Source organism: Pseudomonas sp. PKS (assembly GCF_051913525.1).
Lineage (GTDB): Bacteria > Pseudomonadota > Gammaproteobacteria > Pseudomonadales > Pseudomonadaceae > Aquipseudomonas > Aquipseudomonas guariconensis_D.
The window spans coordinates 125,733-145,118 of record NZ_JBEGDO010000009.1 but is presented as its reverse complement, the minus strand read 5'-3'; the positions used below and the strand labels follow the sequence as shown (position 1 = coordinate 145,118).

Annotated in this window: 20 protein-coding genes and 1 pseudogene; 11 read left to right on the top strand and 10 right to left on the bottom strand. The window is 64.2% G+C overall.

Going from position 1 to position 19,386, the window contains the following annotated elements; all coding sequences use genetic code 11:
* Positions 1 to 13: 13 nt before the first annotated feature.
* From ABOA88_RS12220 to aroC, 3 genes are all read right to left on the bottom strand, one after another.
* On the bottom strand, positions 14 to 550 hold the full coding sequence (locus ABOA88_RS12220) for an oxidase (protein WP_367851175.1): 537 nt from the start codon (positions 548 to 550) through the stop codon (positions 14 to 16).
* A complete protein-coding gene (locus ABOA88_RS12215) occupies positions 550 to 1,704 on the bottom strand; it encodes an MFS transporter (protein ID WP_367851174.1) in 1,155 nt (384 codons plus the stop codon). Before ABOA88_RS12215 ends, ABOA88_RS12220 begins: the two co-directional genes overlap by 1 nt.
* A 114-nt stretch (positions 1,705 to 1,818) precedes the next feature.
* Positions 1,819 to 2,910 carry a chorismate synthase gene (gene aroC, locus ABOA88_RS12210; RefSeq protein ID WP_367851173.1) on the bottom strand — a complete coding sequence of 364 codons (1,092 nt, stop codon included), beginning with the start codon at positions 2,908 to 2,910 and terminating at the stop codon, positions 1,819 to 1,821.
* Between the two features lie 189 nt (positions 2,911 to 3,099).
* On the opposite strand from aroC, the gene ABOA88_RS12205 reads away from it, so the two are divergent.
* Positions 3,100 to 4,062 (top strand): alpha/beta hydrolase, encoded by a 963-nt coding sequence (locus ABOA88_RS12205; RefSeq protein ID WP_367851172.1) that lies wholly within the window; start codon positions 3,100 to 3,102, stop codon positions 4,060 to 4,062.
* Between the two features lie 199 nt (positions 4,063 to 4,261).
* On the top strand, positions 4,262 to 5,050 hold the full coding sequence (locus tag ABOA88_RS12200) for a hypothetical protein (RefSeq protein ID WP_196169445.1): 789 nt from the start codon (positions 4,262 to 4,264) through the stop codon (positions 5,048 to 5,050).
* 106 nt (positions 5,051 to 5,156) lie between these two features.
* Here ABOA88_RS12200 and prmB read toward each other — a convergent pair whose 3' ends face one another.
* Positions 5,157 to 6,065 carry a 50S ribosomal protein L3 N(5)-glutamine methyltransferase gene (prmB, locus tag ABOA88_RS12195; RefSeq protein ID WP_043209765.1) on the bottom strand — a complete coding sequence of 303 codons (909 nt, stop codon included), beginning with the start codon at positions 6,063 to 6,065 and terminating at the stop codon, positions 5,157 to 5,159.
* A 178-nt stretch (positions 6,066 to 6,243) separates the two neighbouring features.
* Between prmB and ABOA88_RS12190 the strand changes: the two genes are divergently transcribed.
* From ABOA88_RS12190 to ABOA88_RS12170, 5 genes are all read left to right on the top strand, one after another.
* Positions 6,244 to 6,834, top strand: coding sequence for a cysteine hydrolase family protein (locus tag ABOA88_RS12190; protein ID WP_043209762.1), 591 nt, complete (start codon positions 6,244 to 6,246; stop codon positions 6,832 to 6,834).
* A gap of 79 nt (positions 6,835 to 6,913) precedes the next feature.
* Positions 6,914 to 7,234: a hypothetical protein gene (locus ABOA88_RS12185; RefSeq protein ID WP_367851171.1), complete on the top strand. Its 321-nt coding sequence runs from the start codon at positions 6,914 to 6,916 to the stop codon at positions 7,232 to 7,234.
* A gap of 139 nt (positions 7,235 to 7,373) precedes the next feature.
* On the top strand, positions 7,374 to 7,934 hold the full coding sequence (locus ABOA88_RS12180; RefSeq protein WP_196169447.1) for a Smr/MutS family protein: 561 nt from the start codon (positions 7,374 to 7,376) through the stop codon (positions 7,932 to 7,934).
* Positions 7,935 to 8,005: 71 nt separating this feature from the next.
* On the top strand, positions 8,006 to 8,551 hold the full coding sequence (folE, locus tag ABOA88_RS12175) for a GTP cyclohydrolase I FolE (RefSeq protein ID WP_043209757.1): 546 nt from the start codon (positions 8,006 to 8,008) through the stop codon (positions 8,549 to 8,551).
* Positions 8,552 to 8,613: 62 nt separating this feature from the next.
* Complete coding sequence (locus ABOA88_RS12170) at positions 8,614 to 8,985, top strand: glutaredoxin family protein (protein ID WP_196169448.1); 372 nt, start codon at positions 8,614 to 8,616, stop codon at positions 8,983 to 8,985.
* 119 nt (positions 8,986 to 9,104) lie between these two features.
* Here the strand turns inward: ABOA88_RS12170 and ABOA88_RS12165 are convergent, their stop codons facing one another.
* Positions 9,105 to 9,707: a glutathione S-transferase family protein gene (locus tag ABOA88_RS12165; RefSeq protein ID WP_196169449.1), complete on the bottom strand. Its 603-nt coding sequence runs from the start codon at positions 9,705 to 9,707 to the stop codon at positions 9,105 to 9,107.
* A gap of 144 nt (positions 9,708 to 9,851) precedes the next feature.
* Between ABOA88_RS12165 and ABOA88_RS12160 the strand changes: the two genes are divergently transcribed.
* Positions 9,852 to 11,042 carry a benzoate/H(+) symporter BenE family transporter gene (locus ABOA88_RS12160; protein WP_367851170.1) on the top strand — a complete coding sequence of 397 codons (1,191 nt, stop codon included), beginning with the start codon at positions 9,852 to 9,854 and terminating at the stop codon, positions 11,040 to 11,042.
* Between the two features lie 124 nt (positions 11,043 to 11,166).
* Here the strand turns inward: ABOA88_RS12160 and ABOA88_RS12155 are convergent, their stop codons facing one another.
* From ABOA88_RS12155 to ABOA88_RS12145, 3 genes and pseudogenes are all read right to left on the bottom strand, one after another.
* Complete coding sequence (locus tag ABOA88_RS12155) at positions 11,167 to 11,871, bottom strand: methyl-accepting chemotaxis protein (protein WP_371906669.1); 705 nt, start codon at positions 11,869 to 11,871, stop codon at positions 11,167 to 11,169.
* 204 nt (positions 11,872 to 12,075) lie between these two features.
* Positions 12,076 to 12,252: pseudogene (locus ABOA88_RS12150) on the bottom strand (methyl-accepting chemotaxis protein); the annotation flags it as partial.
* Positions 12,253 to 13,245: 993 nt separating this feature from the next.
* Positions 13,246 to 14,643, bottom strand: coding sequence for an aminotransferase-like domain-containing protein (locus ABOA88_RS12145; RefSeq protein ID WP_367851168.1), 1,398 nt, complete (start codon positions 14,641 to 14,643; stop codon positions 13,246 to 13,248).
* Positions 14,644 to 14,796: 153 nt separating this feature from the next.
* On the opposite strand from ABOA88_RS12145, the gene ABOA88_RS12140 reads away from it, so the two are divergent.
* Positions 14,797 to 15,972 (top strand): MFS transporter, encoded by a 1,176-nt coding sequence (locus ABOA88_RS12140; protein ID WP_367851167.1) that lies wholly within the window; start codon positions 14,797 to 14,799, stop codon positions 15,970 to 15,972.
* 143 nt (positions 15,973 to 16,115) lie between these two features.
* Here ABOA88_RS12140 and ABOA88_RS12135 read toward each other — a convergent pair whose 3' ends face one another.
* Positions 16,116 to 16,877: an SDR family oxidoreductase gene (locus tag ABOA88_RS12135; RefSeq protein WP_196169454.1), complete on the bottom strand. Its 762-nt coding sequence runs from the start codon at positions 16,875 to 16,877 to the stop codon at positions 16,116 to 16,118.
* A gap of 196 nt (positions 16,878 to 17,073) precedes the next feature.
* On the opposite strand from ABOA88_RS12135, the gene ABOA88_RS12130 reads away from it, so the two are divergent.
* Positions 17,074 to 18,075 carry an NADP-dependent oxidoreductase gene (locus ABOA88_RS12130; protein ID WP_367851166.1) on the top strand — a complete coding sequence of 334 codons (1,002 nt, stop codon included), beginning with the start codon at positions 17,074 to 17,076 and terminating at the stop codon, positions 18,073 to 18,075.
* A gap of 230 nt (positions 18,076 to 18,305) precedes the next feature.
* Here the strand turns inward: ABOA88_RS12130 and pyrF are convergent, their stop codons facing one another.
* Positions 18,306 to 19,007: an orotidine-5'-phosphate decarboxylase gene (gene pyrF / locus ABOA88_RS12125; protein ID WP_196169456.1), complete on the bottom strand. Its 702-nt coding sequence runs from the start codon at positions 19,005 to 19,007 to the stop codon at positions 18,306 to 18,308.
* Positions 19,008 to 19,189: 182 nt separating this feature from the next.
* Between pyrF and ABOA88_RS12120 the strand changes: the two genes are divergently transcribed.
* Entirely contained in the window at positions 19,190 to 19,357 is a 168-nt protein-coding gene (locus ABOA88_RS12120) for a DUF2897 family protein (protein WP_367851165.1), read from the top strand.
* Positions 19,358 to 19,386 lie beyond the last annotated feature (29 nt).

Below are 19,386 nucleotides of genomic sequence, written 5' to 3'. Positions count from 1 at the left end.
GAAAAAAAGGACCTCAAAGCTCATCCATGCCGGCAAACTGCCGGGCCGCCTGATCGCCGGTGAACCGCGGCTGCATCCCCGACTCGCTGCCAAACAGGCGCAAGGCCAGGCAGAACGGGTTGTCTCCCAAGTCCACCCAACGGCGCACGCCAGCCGGAACCACCAACACGTCACCCTTCTCGCACAACACTGCATACACGTAGTCACCCAAGCGCAAGCTGACCTGCCCGCGTCCGCTAATCACGGCAAACACCTCAACCGCTTCGTGCACATGCTCATCGCGAAGATCAGCCTGGGTGGAGTCGAGGCCATCGCGATTGAGCAGGCCGAACGCCACGCTGCCATGTGCGGTCATCAACTGGTCCAACTGCCCTTGGCATTCAGCCAACACTTGCTCCTGGGCCGTGCCCGGGCGGATGCGCAGCTCATCGGTGCGGCGCTCCAGGTGCACACCCTGCTCGGCGAGGGTGGCGGCGATATCGTCGTGGTGGGTCAGCACCTTGTTCGGCAGCTCGGGTGTGGAGAGATGGAAAACGCTGAGAATGCTCATCAGGGGCTGGTCCTGGTCTGTTTCGAACAAAGGGCAATGATAACGGCTGCCGCGAGCGCCGCGACGCTGGCCATACCAAAGGTGAAGGATGGGCCCAGCAGTTTCCAGCTGTAGCCCGAATAGAGTGCGCCCAGGGCACCGCCGGTGCCGGACAAGGCCGCGTACAACGCCTGCCCCTGCCCTTGCTGACGCGCGCCGAAGCTACCCTGGACGAAGGCAATGGCTGCGGCATGGAAACAGCCGAAGGTCGCCGCATGCAGCAGCTGGGCGAACACCAGCACTGCCGGAATATCCGCCAGATTCCCCAGCAGCAGCCAACGCAGCGCCGCCAACAGGAAACTCGCCAATAGCACACGGCGCACTGAAACCCGGGCGAAGATTCGGCTCATGCCCATGAATACCAGCACCTCAGCCACTACCCCCAGCGCCCACAGCAAGCCAATGGCGCCACGGGTGTAGCCCAGATGCTCCAGGTGCAGGGTGAGGAAGGTGTAGTAAGGGCCGTGGCTGAGCTGCATCAGCGCCACGCATACGTAGAACGGTATTACACCCGGCTCCGCCAGTTGCCGCAGGAAACCCCCTGCCCCCTTGCGCTCGGCATGCTCCACCGGCTGGGCATTGGGCACCCAGAGGCTCGCGATGAAAATCCCGGCCATGATGGTCACCAAAGCCACCGGATAGATATCCAGGCTTAGCCACTCGAACAGCCGTCCCAGGCCGACCACGGTGAGGATGAAACCGATCGAGCCCCACAGGCGCACCTGGCTGTAGCGCGAGGTTTGCCCGTGCAGGTGCGCCAGGGTGATCACTTCGAACTGCGGCAGCACCGCATGCCAGAAGAACGCATGCAGCGCCATCACCAGCGCCAGCCAGGCGTAGCTTTTGTCGACGAAGATCAGCGAGAAGGTGGCCAAGGTCGACAAGGCACCCAGGCGCACGATCAGCAACCGTTGGCCACTGCGATCCCCCAGCCAGCCCCACAGGTTCGGTGCGATGCAACGCATCAGCATGGGGATGGCCACCAGTTCGCCTATGCGTGCCGGCGAGAAGCCCAAATGGTCGAAGTACAACGCCAGGAACGGCGCGGTGGAACCGAGCAGGGCGAAGTAAAAGAGGTAGAAGCTGGACAGGCGCCAGTAGGGAATCGAGGGCATGGGCGGGGCCTTTGGTTGCCTGTGCCGGCCCCTTCGCGGGTGAACCCGCTCCTACTGGACCTGAGGTGATCCTCTAGGAGCGGGTTCACCCGCGAAGTGACCCGTGCGGACGAATCAGCGCTGGCCCAGCACCGGGGTATTCACCTTCACATCGGCGTTCTGCGCACGGTGGCGCAGCAGGTGGTCCATCAGCACGATGGCCATCATCGCCTCGGCGATAGGCGTGGCACGGATGCCCACGCACGGGTCGTGACGGCCCTTGGTGATGACGTCGACCGGGTTGCCGTCGACATCGATGGAGCGGCCCGGGGTGGTAATGCTCGACGTCGGCTTGAGCGCCAGGTGGGCGACGATCGGCTGGCCGGACGAGATTCCGCCCAGGATGCCACCTGCGTTGTTGCTCAGGAAGCCTTCAGGCGTCAGCTCGTCACGATGCTCGGTGCCACGCTGGGCGACACTGGCGAAACCGGCGCCGATCTCCACGCCCTTGACGGCGTTGATGCTCATCAGCGCATGGGCAAGTTCGGCGTCCAGGCGGTCGAAGATCGGCTCGCCCAGGCCAGGCATCACGCCTTCGGCGACCACGGTGATCTTCGCGCCGACCGAGTCCTGGTCACGGCGCAACTGGTCCATGTAGGCCTCCAGCTCCGGCACTTTGTCAGGATCAGGGCTGAAGAAGGCGTTGTGCTCGACCGACTCCCAGGTCTTGAACGGGATTTCGATCGGGCCCAGCTGGCTCATGTAGCCGCGCACGCGGATGCCTTGGGTGGCCAGGTACTTCTTGGCGATGGCGCCGGCGGCCACGCGCATGGCGGTCTCGCGGGCCGAGCTGCGGCCGCCGCCGCGGTAGTCGCGGATGCCGTATTTATGGTGGTAGGTGTAGTCGGCGTGGGCTGGGCGGAACAGGTCCTTGATCGCCGAATAGTCCTTGGATTTCTGGTCGGTGTTGCGGATCAGCAGGCCGATGGAACAGCCGGTGGTGCGACCTTCGAACACGCCCGAGAGGATTTCGACCTCATCCGGCTCCTGGCGCTGGGTGGTGTGCCGGCTGGTACCCGGCTTGCGGCGGTCCAGGTCGTGCTGCAGGTCGGCCAGGGAGATTTCCAGACCCGGTGGGCACCCATCGACAATGGCGACCAACGCCGGGCCGTGGCTTTCGCCTGCGGTGGTGACAGTGAACAGCTTGCCGTAGGTATTACCGGACATGGACGCTCCGCGAATCAGCCTGAATGTGAAGGAGGCAGGCAGTATACGGAAATTCCCTTTATTCGGGTGGTCGGTTCAGCCCCTTCGATCACGCTCAAACCTATGGAATTGGGTTCCTCGGCGAAGGGGGATGAGAGAACCTTCGGTCAACCACCCGGTCCAACCGACATCCCACCAAGTAGTAGCCCTATGATGTTGCGCCTCGCCGCCCTGCTTCTGCTGCTGTGCTCAGGCCTCGCCCAGGCCGCCGCCCCGACCGTGCTGCAACGCCCCATCGATCTGGACACCGGCCAGGGCGTGCTCCATGGCAGCCTGCTGCTCCCCCAACAGGCCACCCCACCGCCGGTAGTGCTGATCATTGCCGGCTCCGGCCCCACCGACCGCGACGGCAACAACCCCGCCAGTGGTCGCCTGGACAACCTCAAGCGCCTGGCCCTGCTGCTGGCCGGCGAGCACATTGCCAGCGTGCGTTTCGACAAGCGTGGCGTTGCCGCCAGCCAACCGGCCACGCCCGATGAGCGGGACCTGAGCGTCGAGCGCTACGTGGCCGACACCGTGGCCTGGGGCCGCAAGCTCAGGGCCGACCCACGCTTCGGTCCGCTGATCCTGCTCGGCCACAGCGAAGGTGCGCTGATTGCGACGCTGGCCGCTGAACAGGCCGGTGCCAGTGCGGTGATCACCGTGGCCGGCAGCGGTCGCCCCGTGGCGGACGTGCTGCGCGAACAATTGGCCCAGCGCCTGCCGCCGGCAGAACTGGCGCGCGGCAATGCGGTGATCGACCGCCTGCAGGCCGGCCAGACCTCCCTGGATGTGCCGGCACCGCTGCGCGATGTGTTTCGCCCGAGCGTGCAGCCTTACCTGATCTCGCTGCTGCGCCAAGACCCGGCGGCAGCGTTCGCTCGCCTGCAGATACCCGCGTTGATCATCCAGGGCCGCAACGATGTGCAGGTGGAAGTCGCCGACGCCGAACGCCTCAAGGCCGCCAAGCCCGACGCACAGCTGGCACTGATCGACGGCATGAACCACACGCTGCGCATCACCCCTCGGGACATGCGCCAGCAGCGCGACAGCTACCGCAACCCGGGGCTGCCACTGGCCCGTGAACTGGGTGAGCGGATCGTGGCATTCATTCGCCAGTTGCCACCGGCCTAGATTGCCCTCAGGAAGTCTTCGGTGCTGCCGATAACCGGTTGATCGAGGCAGTGATCGGTGTTTTTGAGGTCGTTTGCGCCCCATCGCAAGACAAGCCCGCTCCGACAGGTTGAAGGTAGGAGTGACCTTGCGTCGCGATTGGGCAGCGCACCAGCCCCTTTCCACCGTCCTGCCCGCCGTGCATTCGAGGACACCCCTGATGACCGACGCCCCCGCCGCCGTTGAGGCGGACGAAGAGCCACAAGCCCCAGCAAGCGCTCCGCTGCCTTGGGAAGACCTGGCCCCCGAACACTTCCAACTGCTGCGCCTGGCGGCCCTGCCTACCGACCGCAACAGCGGCGCCCGCCCGCTGCGTTTCGTCGAGTTCGGCCATGCCGAGCGGCATAGCAAGACGCACAGCCTGCTGCGCCTGGAAATCCGCCTGCCAGGTCAGAAAGTGCGCAAGGAGCAGAACCAGCTGGACATCCGTGTCGATCATGAGCTGCGCCAGGTGCGTATCGGTGATGACGGTGGCTTGCAGCTCGAACCGGCGAACCGCGGCCTGGGCCGGTTCCTGCTGGGACAGGCGGTGCAGTGGCTGCAACAGCGTTGGTCGAACTACCAGGTCGAAGGCGTGGCTCTGCCCAGCAAGGATGCCCTGAACGAAGACAACCGCCTGCGCCGCGACCATGTGCTACGCAGTGCAGGGCTAGAGGTGGAATACGAAGGCGGACAACTGCTCAAGGGGCGCACCGTGGATACCTCGGTAGGCCAGCTCAAGGGCGGTTGGAACAATGAAAGGGTCCAGCGCGTCGACATCCTTGAGGCCGCCGGAATGCTGCAACAGGCCGAGCAGCAATTGCTGGAGAAGCAGGCGCAGTTGCGCGAGCGCGATGAACGGGTCGCCAAGTACCGCCGCGAAGACAGCGGCCTGCGCTTCACCATCACGTGCCTGGTGGCGTTTGCCGTGTTCCAGGCGGGGCTACTGATCTGGATCGCCACGCGCTAGAGACGTGGCGCTCTTTTCACGGGTAAACCCGCGCCTACAAGAGTCATCGCAACCTGTGGGAGCGGGTTTACCCGTGAATGGGCTGCAAAGCAGCCCGCTGTCTTGATCAAACGCGGGAGCGGAACAGTTCCTGGTGCTGGCGGCACTGCTCGGCAGTCAGCATGAACACGCCATGCCCCCCCCGCTCGAACTCCAGCCAAGCGAAGTCCACCTCTGGGTACAGGGCCTGGACATGCACCTGGCTATTGCCCACCTCGACGATCAGCAACCCTTTTTCGTTCAGGTGGTCAGCTGCCTCGGCGAGCATGCGCCGCACCAGGTCCAGGCCATCGTTGCCACAGGCCAGGCCCAGCTCGGGTTCGTGGTGATACTCGGCCGGCATGTCGGCGAAGTCTTCAGCATCGACATACGGCGGGTTGGACAGAATCAGGTCAAAACGCTGCCCGGGCAGGCCGGCGAAGCCATCGCCCTGAACGGTGTATACACGCTCCTCCAGGCCGTGGCGCTCGATGTTGTGGTTGGCCACTTCCAGGGCATCGAAGGACAGGTCGGCCAGCACCACCTCGGCCTCGGGGAACACGTCGGCGGCAACGATGCCGATGCAGCCGGAGCCGGTGCACAGGTCCAGGATGCGCGCAGGCGGCGCGGCCAGCCATGGTTCGAAGCGCTTTTCGATCAGCTCGCCGATGGGCGAGCGCGGCACCAGCACACGCTCGTCGACCACAAACGACATGCCGCAGAACCATGCCTCGCCCAGCAGGTAGGCGGTGGGTACCCGCTCTTCGATTCGGCGCTTGAGCAGGTGCTGCAGGCGCACGCGCTCGTCATCTTCCAGCTGGCAGTCCAGATAGCTATCGGCCACTTCCCACGGCAGGTGCACGGCGCCCAGCACCAGCAGGCGGGCTTCGTCCCAGGCGTTGTCGGCACCGTGGCCGAAGAACAGGTCGTGCTCATGGAAGCGGCTGACCGCCCAGCGGATATGGTCGCGCAGGGTGCGCAGACGGGATGTGATCACGGATGACTCCTTTTAAGACAGGACAAAAGTCTAACAGCCCACCGACACAAATGTTTCCTTCGATTGGCCGGGCGGTAGCCACAGGCCAGTAACCATGCTGTCTGCAATGTCAACCATTCACATTGGCGCCGAGGCAAGGGAGAATAGGTATACAAAAGCCCTACCCAAGGAGCCCTTGATGTCCGTTCCAACCACGATGTTCCGCCTCAGCGGCCGCGACTATCCGCCGGCAAAGCTGGGCCAAGCCAGCCTGATTGTCATCGATGCGCAAAAGGAGTACCTCAGCGGTCCCCTGGCGCTGTCGGGCATGGACGAGGCCGTGGCCAACATCGCCCGGTTGCTCGACGCCGCGCGCAAGGCCGGCCGTCCGATCATCCATGTTCGCCACCTGGGCACCGTCGGTGGCCTGTTCGACCCGCAGGGTAGCCGCGGCGAGTTCATCCCGGGCCTGGAGCCTCGCGAGGGTGAGATCATCATCGAAAAGCGCATGCCCAACGCCTTCAAGAACACCAAGCTGCACGAAACGCTGCAGGAGCTGGGCCATCTGGACCTGATCGTCTGCGGTTTCATGAGCCATTCGAGCGTCAGCACCACCGTGCGCCGCGCCAAGGACTATGGTTATCGGTGCACCTTGGTCGCCGATGCCTCCACCACCCGCGACCTGGCGTTCAAGGACACGGTGATTCCGGCCGCGCAGATCCACCAGTGTGAAATGGCCGTGATGGCCGACAACTTCGCCTGCGTCGCCCCAACCGCCAGCCTGATCTGAGCCACGACCGCCCGGCAGCCGGGCGGAACCCCAGGGCCGACCCCAGGTCGAATTCCGGATACCCACAGAGGAAATCGGAATGAAGCTCAAAGGCAGTTTCGACGCCAAACGCCTGCGCCAGCGCGAACCGCGCAACTGGGGTGCGCGCCTGGCCGCCGGCCTGTCCGCCCTGGTGGCCACCCTCGGCGTGCTGCTGGCCATGGCCGGCGTCGCAGGCCTTCTGGGCAACTACAGCGCCCTGGCCGAACTCAATGCCAACCGCCCACTGTCAGTGATCCTGGCGGGGATCGGTTTGCTATTGCTCTACCTGGGCGTGCGTTTCTGGCGGCGCAGCCGGATTCGCCTGCGTCGCGGGCATGGGTTGAACCTCTCGCAGCACCTGATGAAAAAGCATGATTAGCGGCGTGTGCCGCTGACCGATTCGCGGCGGCTCTAAATCTGCGTGCACGATTCAAAGGGTGGCCTGTACCCGCGAAAAGGCCAACAGGCGACACAACGCCGCCCACTCACGTAAAATGCGCCCCCTACGTGGAGGCACCATGCAAGACGACGATTTTTCCCTCTTCAGCGCCCAGATGCGCGGCGTGAAGCCGATCAAGCACGACCGCGCCGATGTCGGCAAACCCAAGGCCGACCGCAAGAAGCTGGCCGGCCTGCGCATGGCCGCGACCGTGCACAGCGACCAACCCCTCGTGGTCGATGGCATGTCCGACCAGTTCGTCATCGACGTCGGCGCCGAGGACGAACTGATGTGGCGCCGTGACGGCGTACAGGAAAGCCAGATCCGCAAGCTCAAACTCGGTCAGATCGCCTTCGAAGGCAGCCTCGACCTACACGGCATGACCGTGGAAAAAGCCCGCGAGACCCTCTGGGATTTCATCGCCGAGGCCACCAGGCTCGAAGTGCGCTGCGTGCGCGTCACCCACGGCAAGGCTGCGCGCCTGGACGGCAAGCGGCCGATGATCAAGAGCCACGTCAACACTTGGCTGCGCCAGCACCCGCAAGTGCTTGGCTTCACCTCCTGCCAGGCCCGCCATGGCGGCACAGGCGCGGTCTATGTGATGCTCAAGCGCACCATGCTCGAAGGCCGCGACGAGTGACGCCAGGCTTGCAGCCTCGCCCTCGCCGCCGTACCCTTCGTCTTTGCGATTAATCCCCCACAGGTAGATCCATGTCCCTGGAACAGAACTACACCGCGATCCTCAGCCAGCTCGGCGAGGACGTCTCCCGCGAGGGCCTGCGCGACACGCCCAAACGGGCCGCGAAGGCCATGAAGTACCTTTGCCGCGGTTATGAACAAACCCTGGAAGAAGTCACCAACGACGCGCTGTTCACCTCCGACAACAGCGAGATGGTGCTGGTCCGGGACATCGAGCTCTACTCGATGTGCGAACACCACATGCTGCCCTTCATCGGCAAGGCCCACGTGGCCTACCTGCCCAAGGGCAAGGTCCTGGGCCTGTCCAAGGTCGCGCGCATCGTCGACATGTTCGCCCGCCGCCTGCAGATCCAGGAAAACCTCAGCCGCCAGATCGCCGAAGCCGTGGAGAAGGTGACCGGCGCCGCTGGCGTAGCCGTGGTCATCGAGGCCAAGCACATGTGCATGATGATGCGCGGTGTCGAGAAGCAGAACTCCACCATGATCACCTCGGTGATGCTCGGCGAGTTCCGCTCCAATGCTGCCACCCGCAGCGAGTTCCTCAGCCTGATCAAGTGATCGGCGTGTGACTGCGAGCCGACCCTTCGGGGTCGGCTTTTTCTTTTGTTCAGGAGTTGTCCATGATCGTCAAAGCCCTGCGGGTCGGCCTCGGCCAGCTTATCGTGTTCGGTGACTGGATCAGCCGTCCGGCCAAGCGCAAGCGTGATGCCGCAGCCCAGGCGCAAGTCGCCAAAGACGCCCAGAACCTGGCGCTGTACCAGTTCCATGCCTGCCCGTTCTGCGTCAAGACCCGCCGCACCTTGCACCGCCTCAACGTGCCGGTGGCCCTGCGCGACGCCAAGAACGACCCGGTGCACCGCCAAGCCCTGCTCGAAGGCGGCGGCCGAGTGAAGGTGCCGTGCCTGCGGATCGAGGAAGCCGGCGAGGTGACCTGGATGTACGAATCCAAGGACATCATTGCCTACCTGGACAAGCGTTTCGCGGCAGTCTGAAACATCCCATCAGGCTGCACCGGCCTCATCGCGGGTAAACCCGCTCCCACAGGTACGCATAACCCTATGGGAGGGATTTACCAGCGAAAGGGCCGGAACAGTCAGCAAAAACGCTGGGATCAATCCACCATCGGCACATGCCGCGGATGGCTCGCCACCCGCGCCAACCACGCCCGCACGCCCGGATAGTCCGCCAGGTCGAACCCGCCCTGATGGGCCACATGGGTGTAGGCATACAACGCCACGTCGGCGATCGAGTACTGGTCGCCAACCAGGTACGGCGTCATCTGCAGTTGCCTCTCCATGACCTTGAGCGCCTTGTAGCCGCCTTTGTGCAGCTTGCGGTATTCCTCCACGCGCTCGTCAGGCAGCCCCAGGTAGAACTGGATGAACCGCGCCACGGCAATGTACGGCTCATGGCTGTACTGCTCGAAGAACTGCCATTGCAGCACCTGGGTGCGCAGACGTGGCTCGGTGGGCAAAAAATCACTGCCATCGGCCAGGAAGTTCAGGATGGCGTTGGACTCCCACAGGCAGGTGCCATCCTCAAGCTGCAGCACAGGCACCTTGCCGTTGGGGTTCATCGCCAGGAATTCCGGCGTTTCGGTCTCGCCCTTGAGTATGTCCACCGGGTGCCACGTGTAAGGGCGATCCAGCAGGTGCAACATCAATTTGACCTTGTAGCAGTTGCCGGACTGGTAATCCCCATAAACCTTGTACATCGCCCCTCCCCTCTCGTGCAGTTGCGCAATCGTGCCCAATAGTTGGCGACTGTACGGCTAAATGCAATGGCCGCTGTATCGCACCGATTGCGCCAGGTCACGGTAGTCTGAAAAAACTGCTTACACCTTTACAAGGACTTTTCAATGACCGATGCCACCTCCGCGCGCCTGCGCCCCCTGGCAGACAGTTCTCCGTCGGCGATCGTCGCCGGCTTCATCGCCATGCTCACGGGATACACCAGCTCATTGGTGCTGATGTTCCAAGCGGGCCAGGCTGCTGGGCTAACCAGCGCGCAGATTTCCTCGTGGATCTGGGCCTTGTCGATCGGCATGGCGGTGTGCAGCATCGGGCTGTCGCTGCGCTATCGCACCCCGATCACCATCGCCTGGTCGACCCCGGGCGCTGCACTGCTGATCACCAGCCTCGGCGGGGTCAGCTATGGCGAGGCCATCGGCGCTTATATCACCTGCGCGGTGCTGGTGCTCATCTGTGGCTTGACCGGCAGCTTCGAGCGCCTGGTGCGGCGCATTCCAGCGTCCCTGGCCTCGGCGCTGCTGGCCGGTATCTTGTTCAAGATCGGCAGCGAGATCTTCGTCGCCGCCCAGCATCGTACCGTGCTGGTGCTGGGCATGTTCTTCAGCTACCTGCTGGTCAAGCGCCTGTCGCCGCGCTACTGCGTGCTGGTCGCGCTGCTGGTGGGCACCGCCCTGTCGGGCGCCCTGGGCCTGCTGGATTTCAGCGGCTTCAACCTGGAAGTGGCCAAGCCGGTGTGGACCACCCCGAGCTTCTCGCTGGCAGCGACCATCAGCATCGGCATCCCGCTGTTCGTGGTGGCGATGACCTCACAGAACATGCCAGGCGTCGCTGTGCTGCGGGCCGATGGCTATCAGGTGCCGGCCTCGCCGCTGATCTCGGCCACCGGCTTCGCCTCGCTGCTGCTGGCGCCATTCGGCTCCCACGGGGTGAACCTGGCGGCGATCAGCGCGGCGATCTGCACCGGGCCCCATGCCCATGAAGACCCGAGCAAGCGTTACACCGCGGCGGTGTGGTGCGGGATTTTCTACGGCATCGCCGGTGTCTTCGGCGCCACGCTAGCGGCCCTGTTTGCGGCGCTGCCCAAAGAACTGGTGCTGTCTATTGCCGCACTGGCGCTGTTCGGTTCGATCATGAACGGCCTGAGTGTGGCCATGGGAGAAGCCCGTGAACGGGAGGCGGCACTGATCACCTTCATGGTGACGGCCTCAGGGTTCACTTTGTTCTCGATCGGCTCGGCGTTCTGGGGGATCGTGGCGGGGGTGTTGACCTTGCTGATCCTGAGCCCACGCAAGGCCTGAGGATACCTGGTTGCCAGTGCCGGTCTGTTCGCGGGTAAACCTGCCCCACAGGGCCAACATAGGTCTTGGGATCTGTTGCAGTACCAGTGGAGCGGTTTGGCCCGCGAAGGGCCGGTAGACGCGATCACAATCTGAAGTGGCCAACCATGCCCTTGAGGTCCGTGCCCAACTGCGCCAGCTCGACGCTCGAGCGAGCGTTGTCCTGCATGGCCAGGGCGGCCTGATCGGCGCTGCCGCGGATCTGCGTGACGCTGCGACTGATCTCCTCGGCCACCGAACTTTGCTGCTCCGCCGCCGCGGCGATCTGCTGGTTCATCTGCTGGATCAACGACACCGCAGCTGCGATGCTGCCCAGCGCACTTTCGGTGTGCAGCGCATCGGCTACCGCCAGACGCACCAGCTCGGTACTGCCGCGAATCTGCGATACCGACTGCTGGGCGTTACCGCGCAGGCTGGCGACCAGGCGCTCGATCTCTTCGGTGGATTGCCGGGTGCGCCGCGCCAGGGCCCGCACCTCATCGGCCACCACGGCAAAACCGCGCCCCTGCTCGCCGGCCCGGGCAGCTTCGATCGCCGCGTTGAGCGCCAACAGGTTGGTCTGCTCGGCAACGCTCTTGATCACTTCCAGTACGTCGCCAATGGTATGGATTTCGGCGCTCAAGCTGTCGATGCCAGCGCTGGCGGTTTCCGCCGCGGCAGCCAACTGCTCGATGCGCTGCATGCTCTGGCGCACCACCTGCTGGCCTGACTCGACCTTGTCGTCGGCGCTCTGGGCCGCCTGGGCGGCCTCCTCGGCGTTGCGCGCCACATCGTGCACGGTGGCGGTCATCTGCTGCATGGCGGTGGCCACTTGCTCGGTTTCTTCCTTCTGGCTGCCCACTTCGCGGTTGGTCTGCTCGGTGACGGCCGACAGCGACTGAGCGTTCCCGGCCAGTTGCTCGATGCCCTGTTGCAGGCCGCTGACAATGCCGGCAAGCCCGGCAGCCATCTGCTGCATGGCCAAGGTGAGCTGGCCAACCTCATCGCGCCGCATGGTTTCGGCCTCGACGACCAGGTCGCCCGCAGCGATGCGCTGGGCCCGGGCGATCACACGCTTGAGCGGCCCGACCACGGCACGGGTGATCAACCAGGCGGCGAGCACGCCCACCAGCAAGGCCAGTGCGGTGGCCAAGGCGATGGCGACCGTGCTGCGGGCAAGTTCGCCCTGCATGACGTGCTCCTGGTTGGCATAGGCCTGGTTGACCCGCTGGGTGACCTGCTCGGCCTGGGTCTGCAACTGAGCCTTGATACCCTGCTCCTTGGCGAGCAGATCGGTGTATTCGTTGAGCTTGTCGGAGAAGCTGGCGATGTGCCCTGCCACCTCGCCCAACACGCTCTGATAACCGGTGTCGCTCACCGACGCCTTGAGCTGATCGACCAGGCTCGCCGCTTCGACGGTCTGGGCGATGCGCCCTTCGTTGACCGCCTCCTCACCTTTGCGCCCCTGCTCCAGGCGCACCCGCGCCTCGTCCATGGCCTGCAGCATCAGGCGCGACACCTGCGCCACCTGGCCGGCCTGCTCGAGGAACTCGCTGCCCTGCTGGCCTTGGGACTGCTTGAGGGTGTAGGTGCCATCGTCGGTAAGACCTGACTGCAGCACATCGAGGTTATTGGCGACACTGGAGACCGACCAACTGGCCATGTCCAGGGCCAGTTCCTTGGCCTGCACTGCTTCGACGAAGACATCGAAGGCCTGGCCATAGGCGGTCAGGTCGCCTTCGGTGGCAGCCAGGGCCGGGAGCGTGCGAGCGCGCTCGATCAGGCCTTGCAGGTCCTTGCGCAGGGTTTCGGCTTCCTTGATGTCCGAGCGCAAGGCAAAACCCTGTTCGTGCTGGCGCAACGTGAGCAGGTCGGTGTTGAACTGGCTCATCTGGCGCAGGTCATCGAAGCGCTGGCCCAGGCCCTGCAGGGCGAAGACGCCGATGGCCGCCACCGCCAGGGTCAGCAACAGCACCAGGGCAAAGCCCAGCCCCAGCTTGCGGGCCATGCCCAGGTTGGCCAGAACACCGTGCTTGGTTGCCCGCATCGCCCATTCCCCCTACCAGTCCATCACTGTTTTCAGGCTGCACAACAGCCCTTTTTCAGCCAAGAGTGGCAACTGCACAACCTCACCCACAAGCCCCACCCGTCACAATGGTGTCAAATAGCTATGAGCGTGTCGCTTTCAGCGTGCTGAAGGTCGCCCTGCGTGCCGAAAGAACGCCTGGGCCCGTTGGTCCTGCCCATAGGCGACATTGATCCGCAACCAGTCGCTCGGCGCGCCCTGGTGGTCGAACGCACTGCCTGGTGTCAGCAGCACCGCGTTATCCAGGGCAACGCGTTCCAGGGTGGCAAAGTCGCGCCCGGGCGAGCGCACCCAGACGAACATCCCGCCATAGGGCTCGCAGAACACCTCCCAACCGAACGCCTCCAGTTGCCCCAGCAGCTTGGCCATGTGCTGCCCCAGGCGCACCCGCAGGCGCTGCACGCTTTTGCGGTAGCTGCCATTGGCAAGCATCTGCCCCACCACCTGTTCGGCAAAGCGCGACGTGCCGATGCCAGTGACCATCTTCAGTTCCGCCAGGCGGCCGATCAGCGCCGCATCGGCCACCAGGTAGCCCACCCGCAGCGAACTGCTCAGGGTCTTGGAGAAACTGGCCATGTAGATCACCCGCTGCTCGCTGTCGAGCGTCGCCAGGCGCGTGGCCGGGCCGTCCTGAAAATCTGCGTAGATGTCATCCTCGACGATGCGCAAATCGTGCTCGCGGGCCAGTTCCAGCAGGCGATAGGCCACCTTGGGCGTCAGACTGGTGCCGGTGGGGTTGTGATACAGGCTGTTTGTGAACAACAGGCGCGGGCTGTGTTCGGCGAGCAGGCGTTGGAGCTCGTCCAGGTCCGGCCCACTGGCCGTGCGCGGCACCGGTAGCATGCGCACTTGGTGCTGGCGTAGCAGGTTGAACAGGTTGTAGTAACCCGGGCTTTCCACCAACACCGCGTCACCAGGGCGCAGGAGGGTGCGCACCAGTAGATCGAGGGCATGGCTGGCACCTTGGGTGGTGAGGATGCGTTCGGGGCCGGCGGCGATGTCGAAGCGTGCCAGGCGCTTGTGCAGTTGCTGGCGCAGGCTGGCCAGGCCCAGGGGCGGGCAATAATCGAACAGATCCTCCACATTGCCACGGCTGACTTGGCGTACGGCCTGGGCCACCTCGGTGTTGGCCCGCCATGCGCTGGGCAGCCAGCCGCAGCCGAGCTTGAGCAGTTCGTCATGGCCCTCGCGAAACTGTCGCCAGCTGCCATCCACCGCTTCGCCCCATGCTTGCTCCTCTTCAAGCGGCAGGCCTGGCTTGCGTTCGGCGACGAAGAAGCCCGTACCGTGGCGCGCCTGAAGCCAGCCGCTGGCCACCAGACGGTCGTAAGCCTCGATCACGCAGGCAGGGCTGACGGCGAGGTTGCTCGCCTGAGTGCGGATCGACGGCAGCCGCGCGCCGGGGCGTAGGCGTTGCTGTTCGATCCAGGCTTGCAACTGTTCGGTCAGTTGCTGCACCAGCGGGGTGGCGCAGTCACGATCCAAAAGGATAGGCATGGGAAGTGTTCGCTGATTTTTGACGAACAGTTAATCACAAATGCGTCGGGAGTGTGCCTTGTTGGCGCAAGGGTTAGAGATCACCGTTGATCGTACTGGTTCATTCGCGGGTAACCCGCGAACAGCCGCTACAAATGACCCAAGGATGCCCAGATGCCCACCCGCTCAGCCCCGGCCCGCCTGGCCTTCGCCCTGTGCCTGATCACCCTCGCGGTGAACCTGCAGGCGCCCCTGTACATCGCCTATGCCGACCTCTGCGGCCAAGGCGCGGCCGCCACAGCGGTGGCCTTCTCCGGCTATGTATTGGGCGTGTTGCCCGTGCTGCTGGCGTTGGGCGGCCTGGCGGACCGAGTCGGGCGACGGCCGCTGATTCTCACGGCCCTCGCCCTGTCGATGATCGCCACTGTACTGATGCTGCTCGCCCCGAGCCTGCAGACGCTGGGCCTGGCGCGGCTATTGCTGGGACTGGGCACGGGCCTGGCCTCGGCGACCGCCACCGCCTACATGGGCGAGCTGATGGCCGGCAACGACAGCGGCCGCGCCGCCAACTGGGTGACCGCCAGCACGTCCCTGGGCTTTGGCCTGGGCGCCGCGCTGACAAGCCTCTTCTTGCTGCGCGGCCCCACCCTGACGCCGGGCAGCTTCCACCTGCAACTGCTGCTCGCCGCCGTCGCGCTGGGGTTGGTCTGGCGCCTGCCCGATCCGCGTCCTGCGCAGCGCGGCGCCATGCTGCGCCTGCCCTTCTACCCCAGGGGCAGCCTGGCCTATGGCCTGGCCATCCTGCTTGCCTGGGCTTGCGTAGGCCTGGTGATTGCCCTGTTGCCGGGCGTCTTGCGTCAACACGGGCTGAGCGCCTGGTCCGGCTTCTCGACCTTCTGCGTGATCAGTTGCGGCCTGTTGTTCCAACCCATGGCACGTCGCATGTCCAGCGTTCGTGCGACCTTGCTGGGATTGGCGATTCTCCCGTGTAGTTACGCCCTGCTGGCCTGGGGCGCCGACAGTGGGCAACTGGCTGGCGTGCTGCTCGGCGCGGTCGCCGCCAGCAGCGCGTGCTACGGATTCATCTACCTGGGCGGGCTGGCGGCGGTAAACCAGTTGGCCGGCAACGAGAAAACCCGCGCCAGTGCGGGGTTCTTCCTGCTGGCGTATCTGGGGTTCAGCTTGCCGGTCATCTTCACGGGGCTGCTCAGTGACCGTCTTGGCTCACGAACAGCGTTGGTGGTGTTTGGCGCCGTGTTACTCGCGGGGTGTGGAGTGGTTGCCTTGACACTATGGCTGTCAGCACGGGCCCATTCGCGGGTAAACCCGCTCCCACAAGGCTTGCGGTGATTAGTGGGCTGCCTACACTTTTCAGCCCTGCAAACACCAGCCCTGGCGCAGTTTCCCAAAGGCACAGCGATGTTGTTGAGAACACCGGAGAACCTGTGAGAGCGGGTTTACCCGCGAAAAAGCCGGCGCAGTTTCAATTGGCCTCAAATAGCCGTGGCACCGCCATCGACAGCCAGGCTGTGACCGGTGGTGAAGGCCGCGCCATCGCTGCACAGGTAAAGCACCGCACTGGCGATCTCCTCGACCTTGCCGATGCGCCCTACCGGGTGCATCGCGGCAGCGAACTCCGCTTTGCGTGGGTCGGACTCATAGGCCCGGCGGAACATGTCGGTATCGATTACCGCCGGGCATACCGCATTCACCCGAATGCCCTTCTTGGCGTACTCGATGGCCGCCGACTTGGTCAGGCCGATCACCGCGTGCTTGGAGGCGCTGTAGATACTCATCTTCGGCGCCGCCCCCAACCCCGCGACCGACGCGGTGTTGACGATCGCCCCACCGCCTGCGGCAAGCATCAGCGGCAGTTGGTACTTCATGCATAGCCACACGCCCTTGACGTTCACGCCCATGATGGCGTCGAACTGCGCCTCGCTGCCCTCAGCCAGACGGCCTTGCTCAATCTCGATGCCGGCGTTGTTGAAGGCATAGTCCAACCGACCGAACGCCTGGATCACCTGCTCATGCAGCGCCCGCACCTCGCTCTCGCGGGTTACGTCACACGCCACGAACAGCGCCTGGCCACCGGATTGACGAATCATCGCCACCGTCGCCTCGCCGCCTGGCGCATCGCGGTCGGCCACCACCACCTTCAACCCCTCGGCCGCGAACGCCTGCGCGGTCGCCCGACCAATTCCCGCCCCACCTCCGGTGACCAGCGCAACCTGGCCAGAAAACGTCATGCTCATTACGGGCTCCTGCACGCTGATTCGTTATGAAGGCTGAGTCTAGTCATGACAGCCGCGCGCTGGGCAGCACGATCATCCAGGTGTATCGAGGTGTATTTGCGCAAGCAGTGAAACTTGATCGCCACCGACCCTCGGGCTATCAAAGGGGTCTATCTTGAACGTTCAAGCTGCCTACCCCATCCCAAAGGGAACCGCCATGCCCCAGACCAACCGCCGCTTCCTGCTCAGCAAACGCCCCGTCGGCGTCGTGCGCCGCGACGACTTCACCTACGAGCAGGTCCCCGTCACCGAGCCCGCCGAAGGCCAAGTGCTGGTGAAAAACCTCTACCTCTCCCTGGACCCCGCCATGCGTGGCTGGATGAACGAAGGCAAGTCCTACATCGCCCCCGTTGCCCTCGGCCAGGTGATGCGCGCCCTGGGCGTCGGCGAAGTGCTCGCCTCAAAGCACCCTGACTTCAAGCCCGGCGACCACGTCAACGGCCCGCTCGGCGTGCAGGACTACTTCACCGGCGAACCCCAAGGCCTGTACAAGATCGACCCACGCCTGGCCCCCCTGCCCCGCTATCTCTCGGCCTTGGGCATGACCGGCATGACCGCCTACTTCGCCCTGCTCGACGTCGGCCAACCCAAGGCCGGCGAAACCGTCGTTCTCTCCGGCGCTGCCGGTGCCGTGGGCAGCATCGCCGGACAGATCGCCAAACTCAAAGGCTGCCGCGTGGTCGGCATCGCTGGGGGCAAGGAGAAATGCCAGTACCTCAAGGACGAGCTCGGCTTTGACGGCGTCATCGACTACAAAGCCGAAGACGTACTGGCCGGCCTCAAACGCGAATGCCCGAAAGGGGTGGACGTGTACTTCGACAACGTCGGCGGCGACATCCTCGACGCCGTGCTCAGCCGCCTGAACTTCAAGGCCCGCGTGGTCATCTGCGGCGCCATCAGCCAGTACAACAACAAGGAAGCCGTCAAAGGACCGGCCAACTACCTGTCGCTATTGGTCAACCGCGCGCGGATGGAAGGGTTCGTGGTGACGGATTACGCCAAGGAGTACGGCAAAGCCGCACAGGAAATCGCCGGATGGTTGGCCAGTGGCCAGGTGAAGAGCAAGGAGGATGTAGTGGAAGGGTTGGAGACGTTCCCGGAGGCGCTGCTCAAGCTGTTCAGCGGAGAAAACTTCGGGAAATTGGTGTTGAAAGTGTGAGCCCAGGCCATTGTGGGGGCTGCTGTCTTTTGCAGCCATCCCCCGCGGGGGCGCTGTGGGCCTGAACATAGTCCAGGCCAGGGAGGCGCAACTGCCTTGTATTATTTGCACTGGCCTATTGGCGGGTAAAACCGCTCCTACAGATTCTCCGGTGCTCTCAATGTCACCGCCGCACCTGCGGGAGCGGGTTTACCCGCGAAGGACCGCAAAGCGGCCCCTGCGATCGAACGTCAGCCGCGAATCTCAGCTACAACCGCCGCCAGTGCCTTCGCCGGGTCCGCCGCCTGGCTGATCGGACGCCCGATCACCAGGTAATCCGAACCCGCGTCCAGTGCTTGGCGTGGAGTAAGGATCCGGCGCTGGTCATCCTGGGCACTGCCAGCAGGACGAATGCCCGGGGTCACCAACTGCAGCGACGGATGCGCCGCCTTCAGCGCCGGCGCCTCAAGCGCCGAGCACACCAGCCCGTCCATTCCCGCCTTCTCCGCCAGCGCCGCCAAACGCAGCACCTGCTCCTGCGGATCCACATCCAGGCCGATCCCTGCCAAGTCCTCACGCTCCATGCTGGTCAGCACCGTCACACCAATCAGCAACGGCTGCGGGCCACTGCGCTTGGCCAATACTTCGCGGCACGCCGACATCATGCGCAGGCCACCGGAGCAATGCACGTTGACCATCCACACACCCATCTCGGCCGCAGCCTTCACTGCCATCGCCGTGGTGTTGGGGATATCGTGGAACTTGAGGTCGAGAAACACCTCGAAGCCTTTATCGCACAGGGTTTCGACAATCCCCGAAGCGCTGCTGGTGAACAGCTCCTTGCCGACCTTCACCCGGCACAGCGCCGGATCGAGCTGGTCAGCCAGCTTCAGGGCGGCCTCACGGGTAGGGAAATCCAGGGCGACAATCAGGGGCGTCTGGCAGGCGGACATGGGCAGAGTCTCTTGGCAAGTCGAAATCGGCGCGCATTGTAAACGATGTGGCCTAGGCTTTGGGGCCGCGGATCACGAGAATTGGCCCGGCTCCGGGTCACTCCTATAATTGAACCAACGGAGACGGCAACGGCTCGAAACTAAGCGAGCGTTTGCCATCCATGGTCTACAAGGAGAACGTCATGCCCTGGTACGCCTGGTTGATACTGATCATAGCCCTCGGCTCGATCATTGGCGGGTTGTTGTTGCTACGCGACACGGCGAAGAAATTGCCGTTGACCGACGAGCAGTTGAGAAAAATTCACGAGCGCAATGCTGAAGCGGATGCCAAGGACGCGAAGGATCGCTGAATCTTGATGGCCGACCCACACGGACCGGC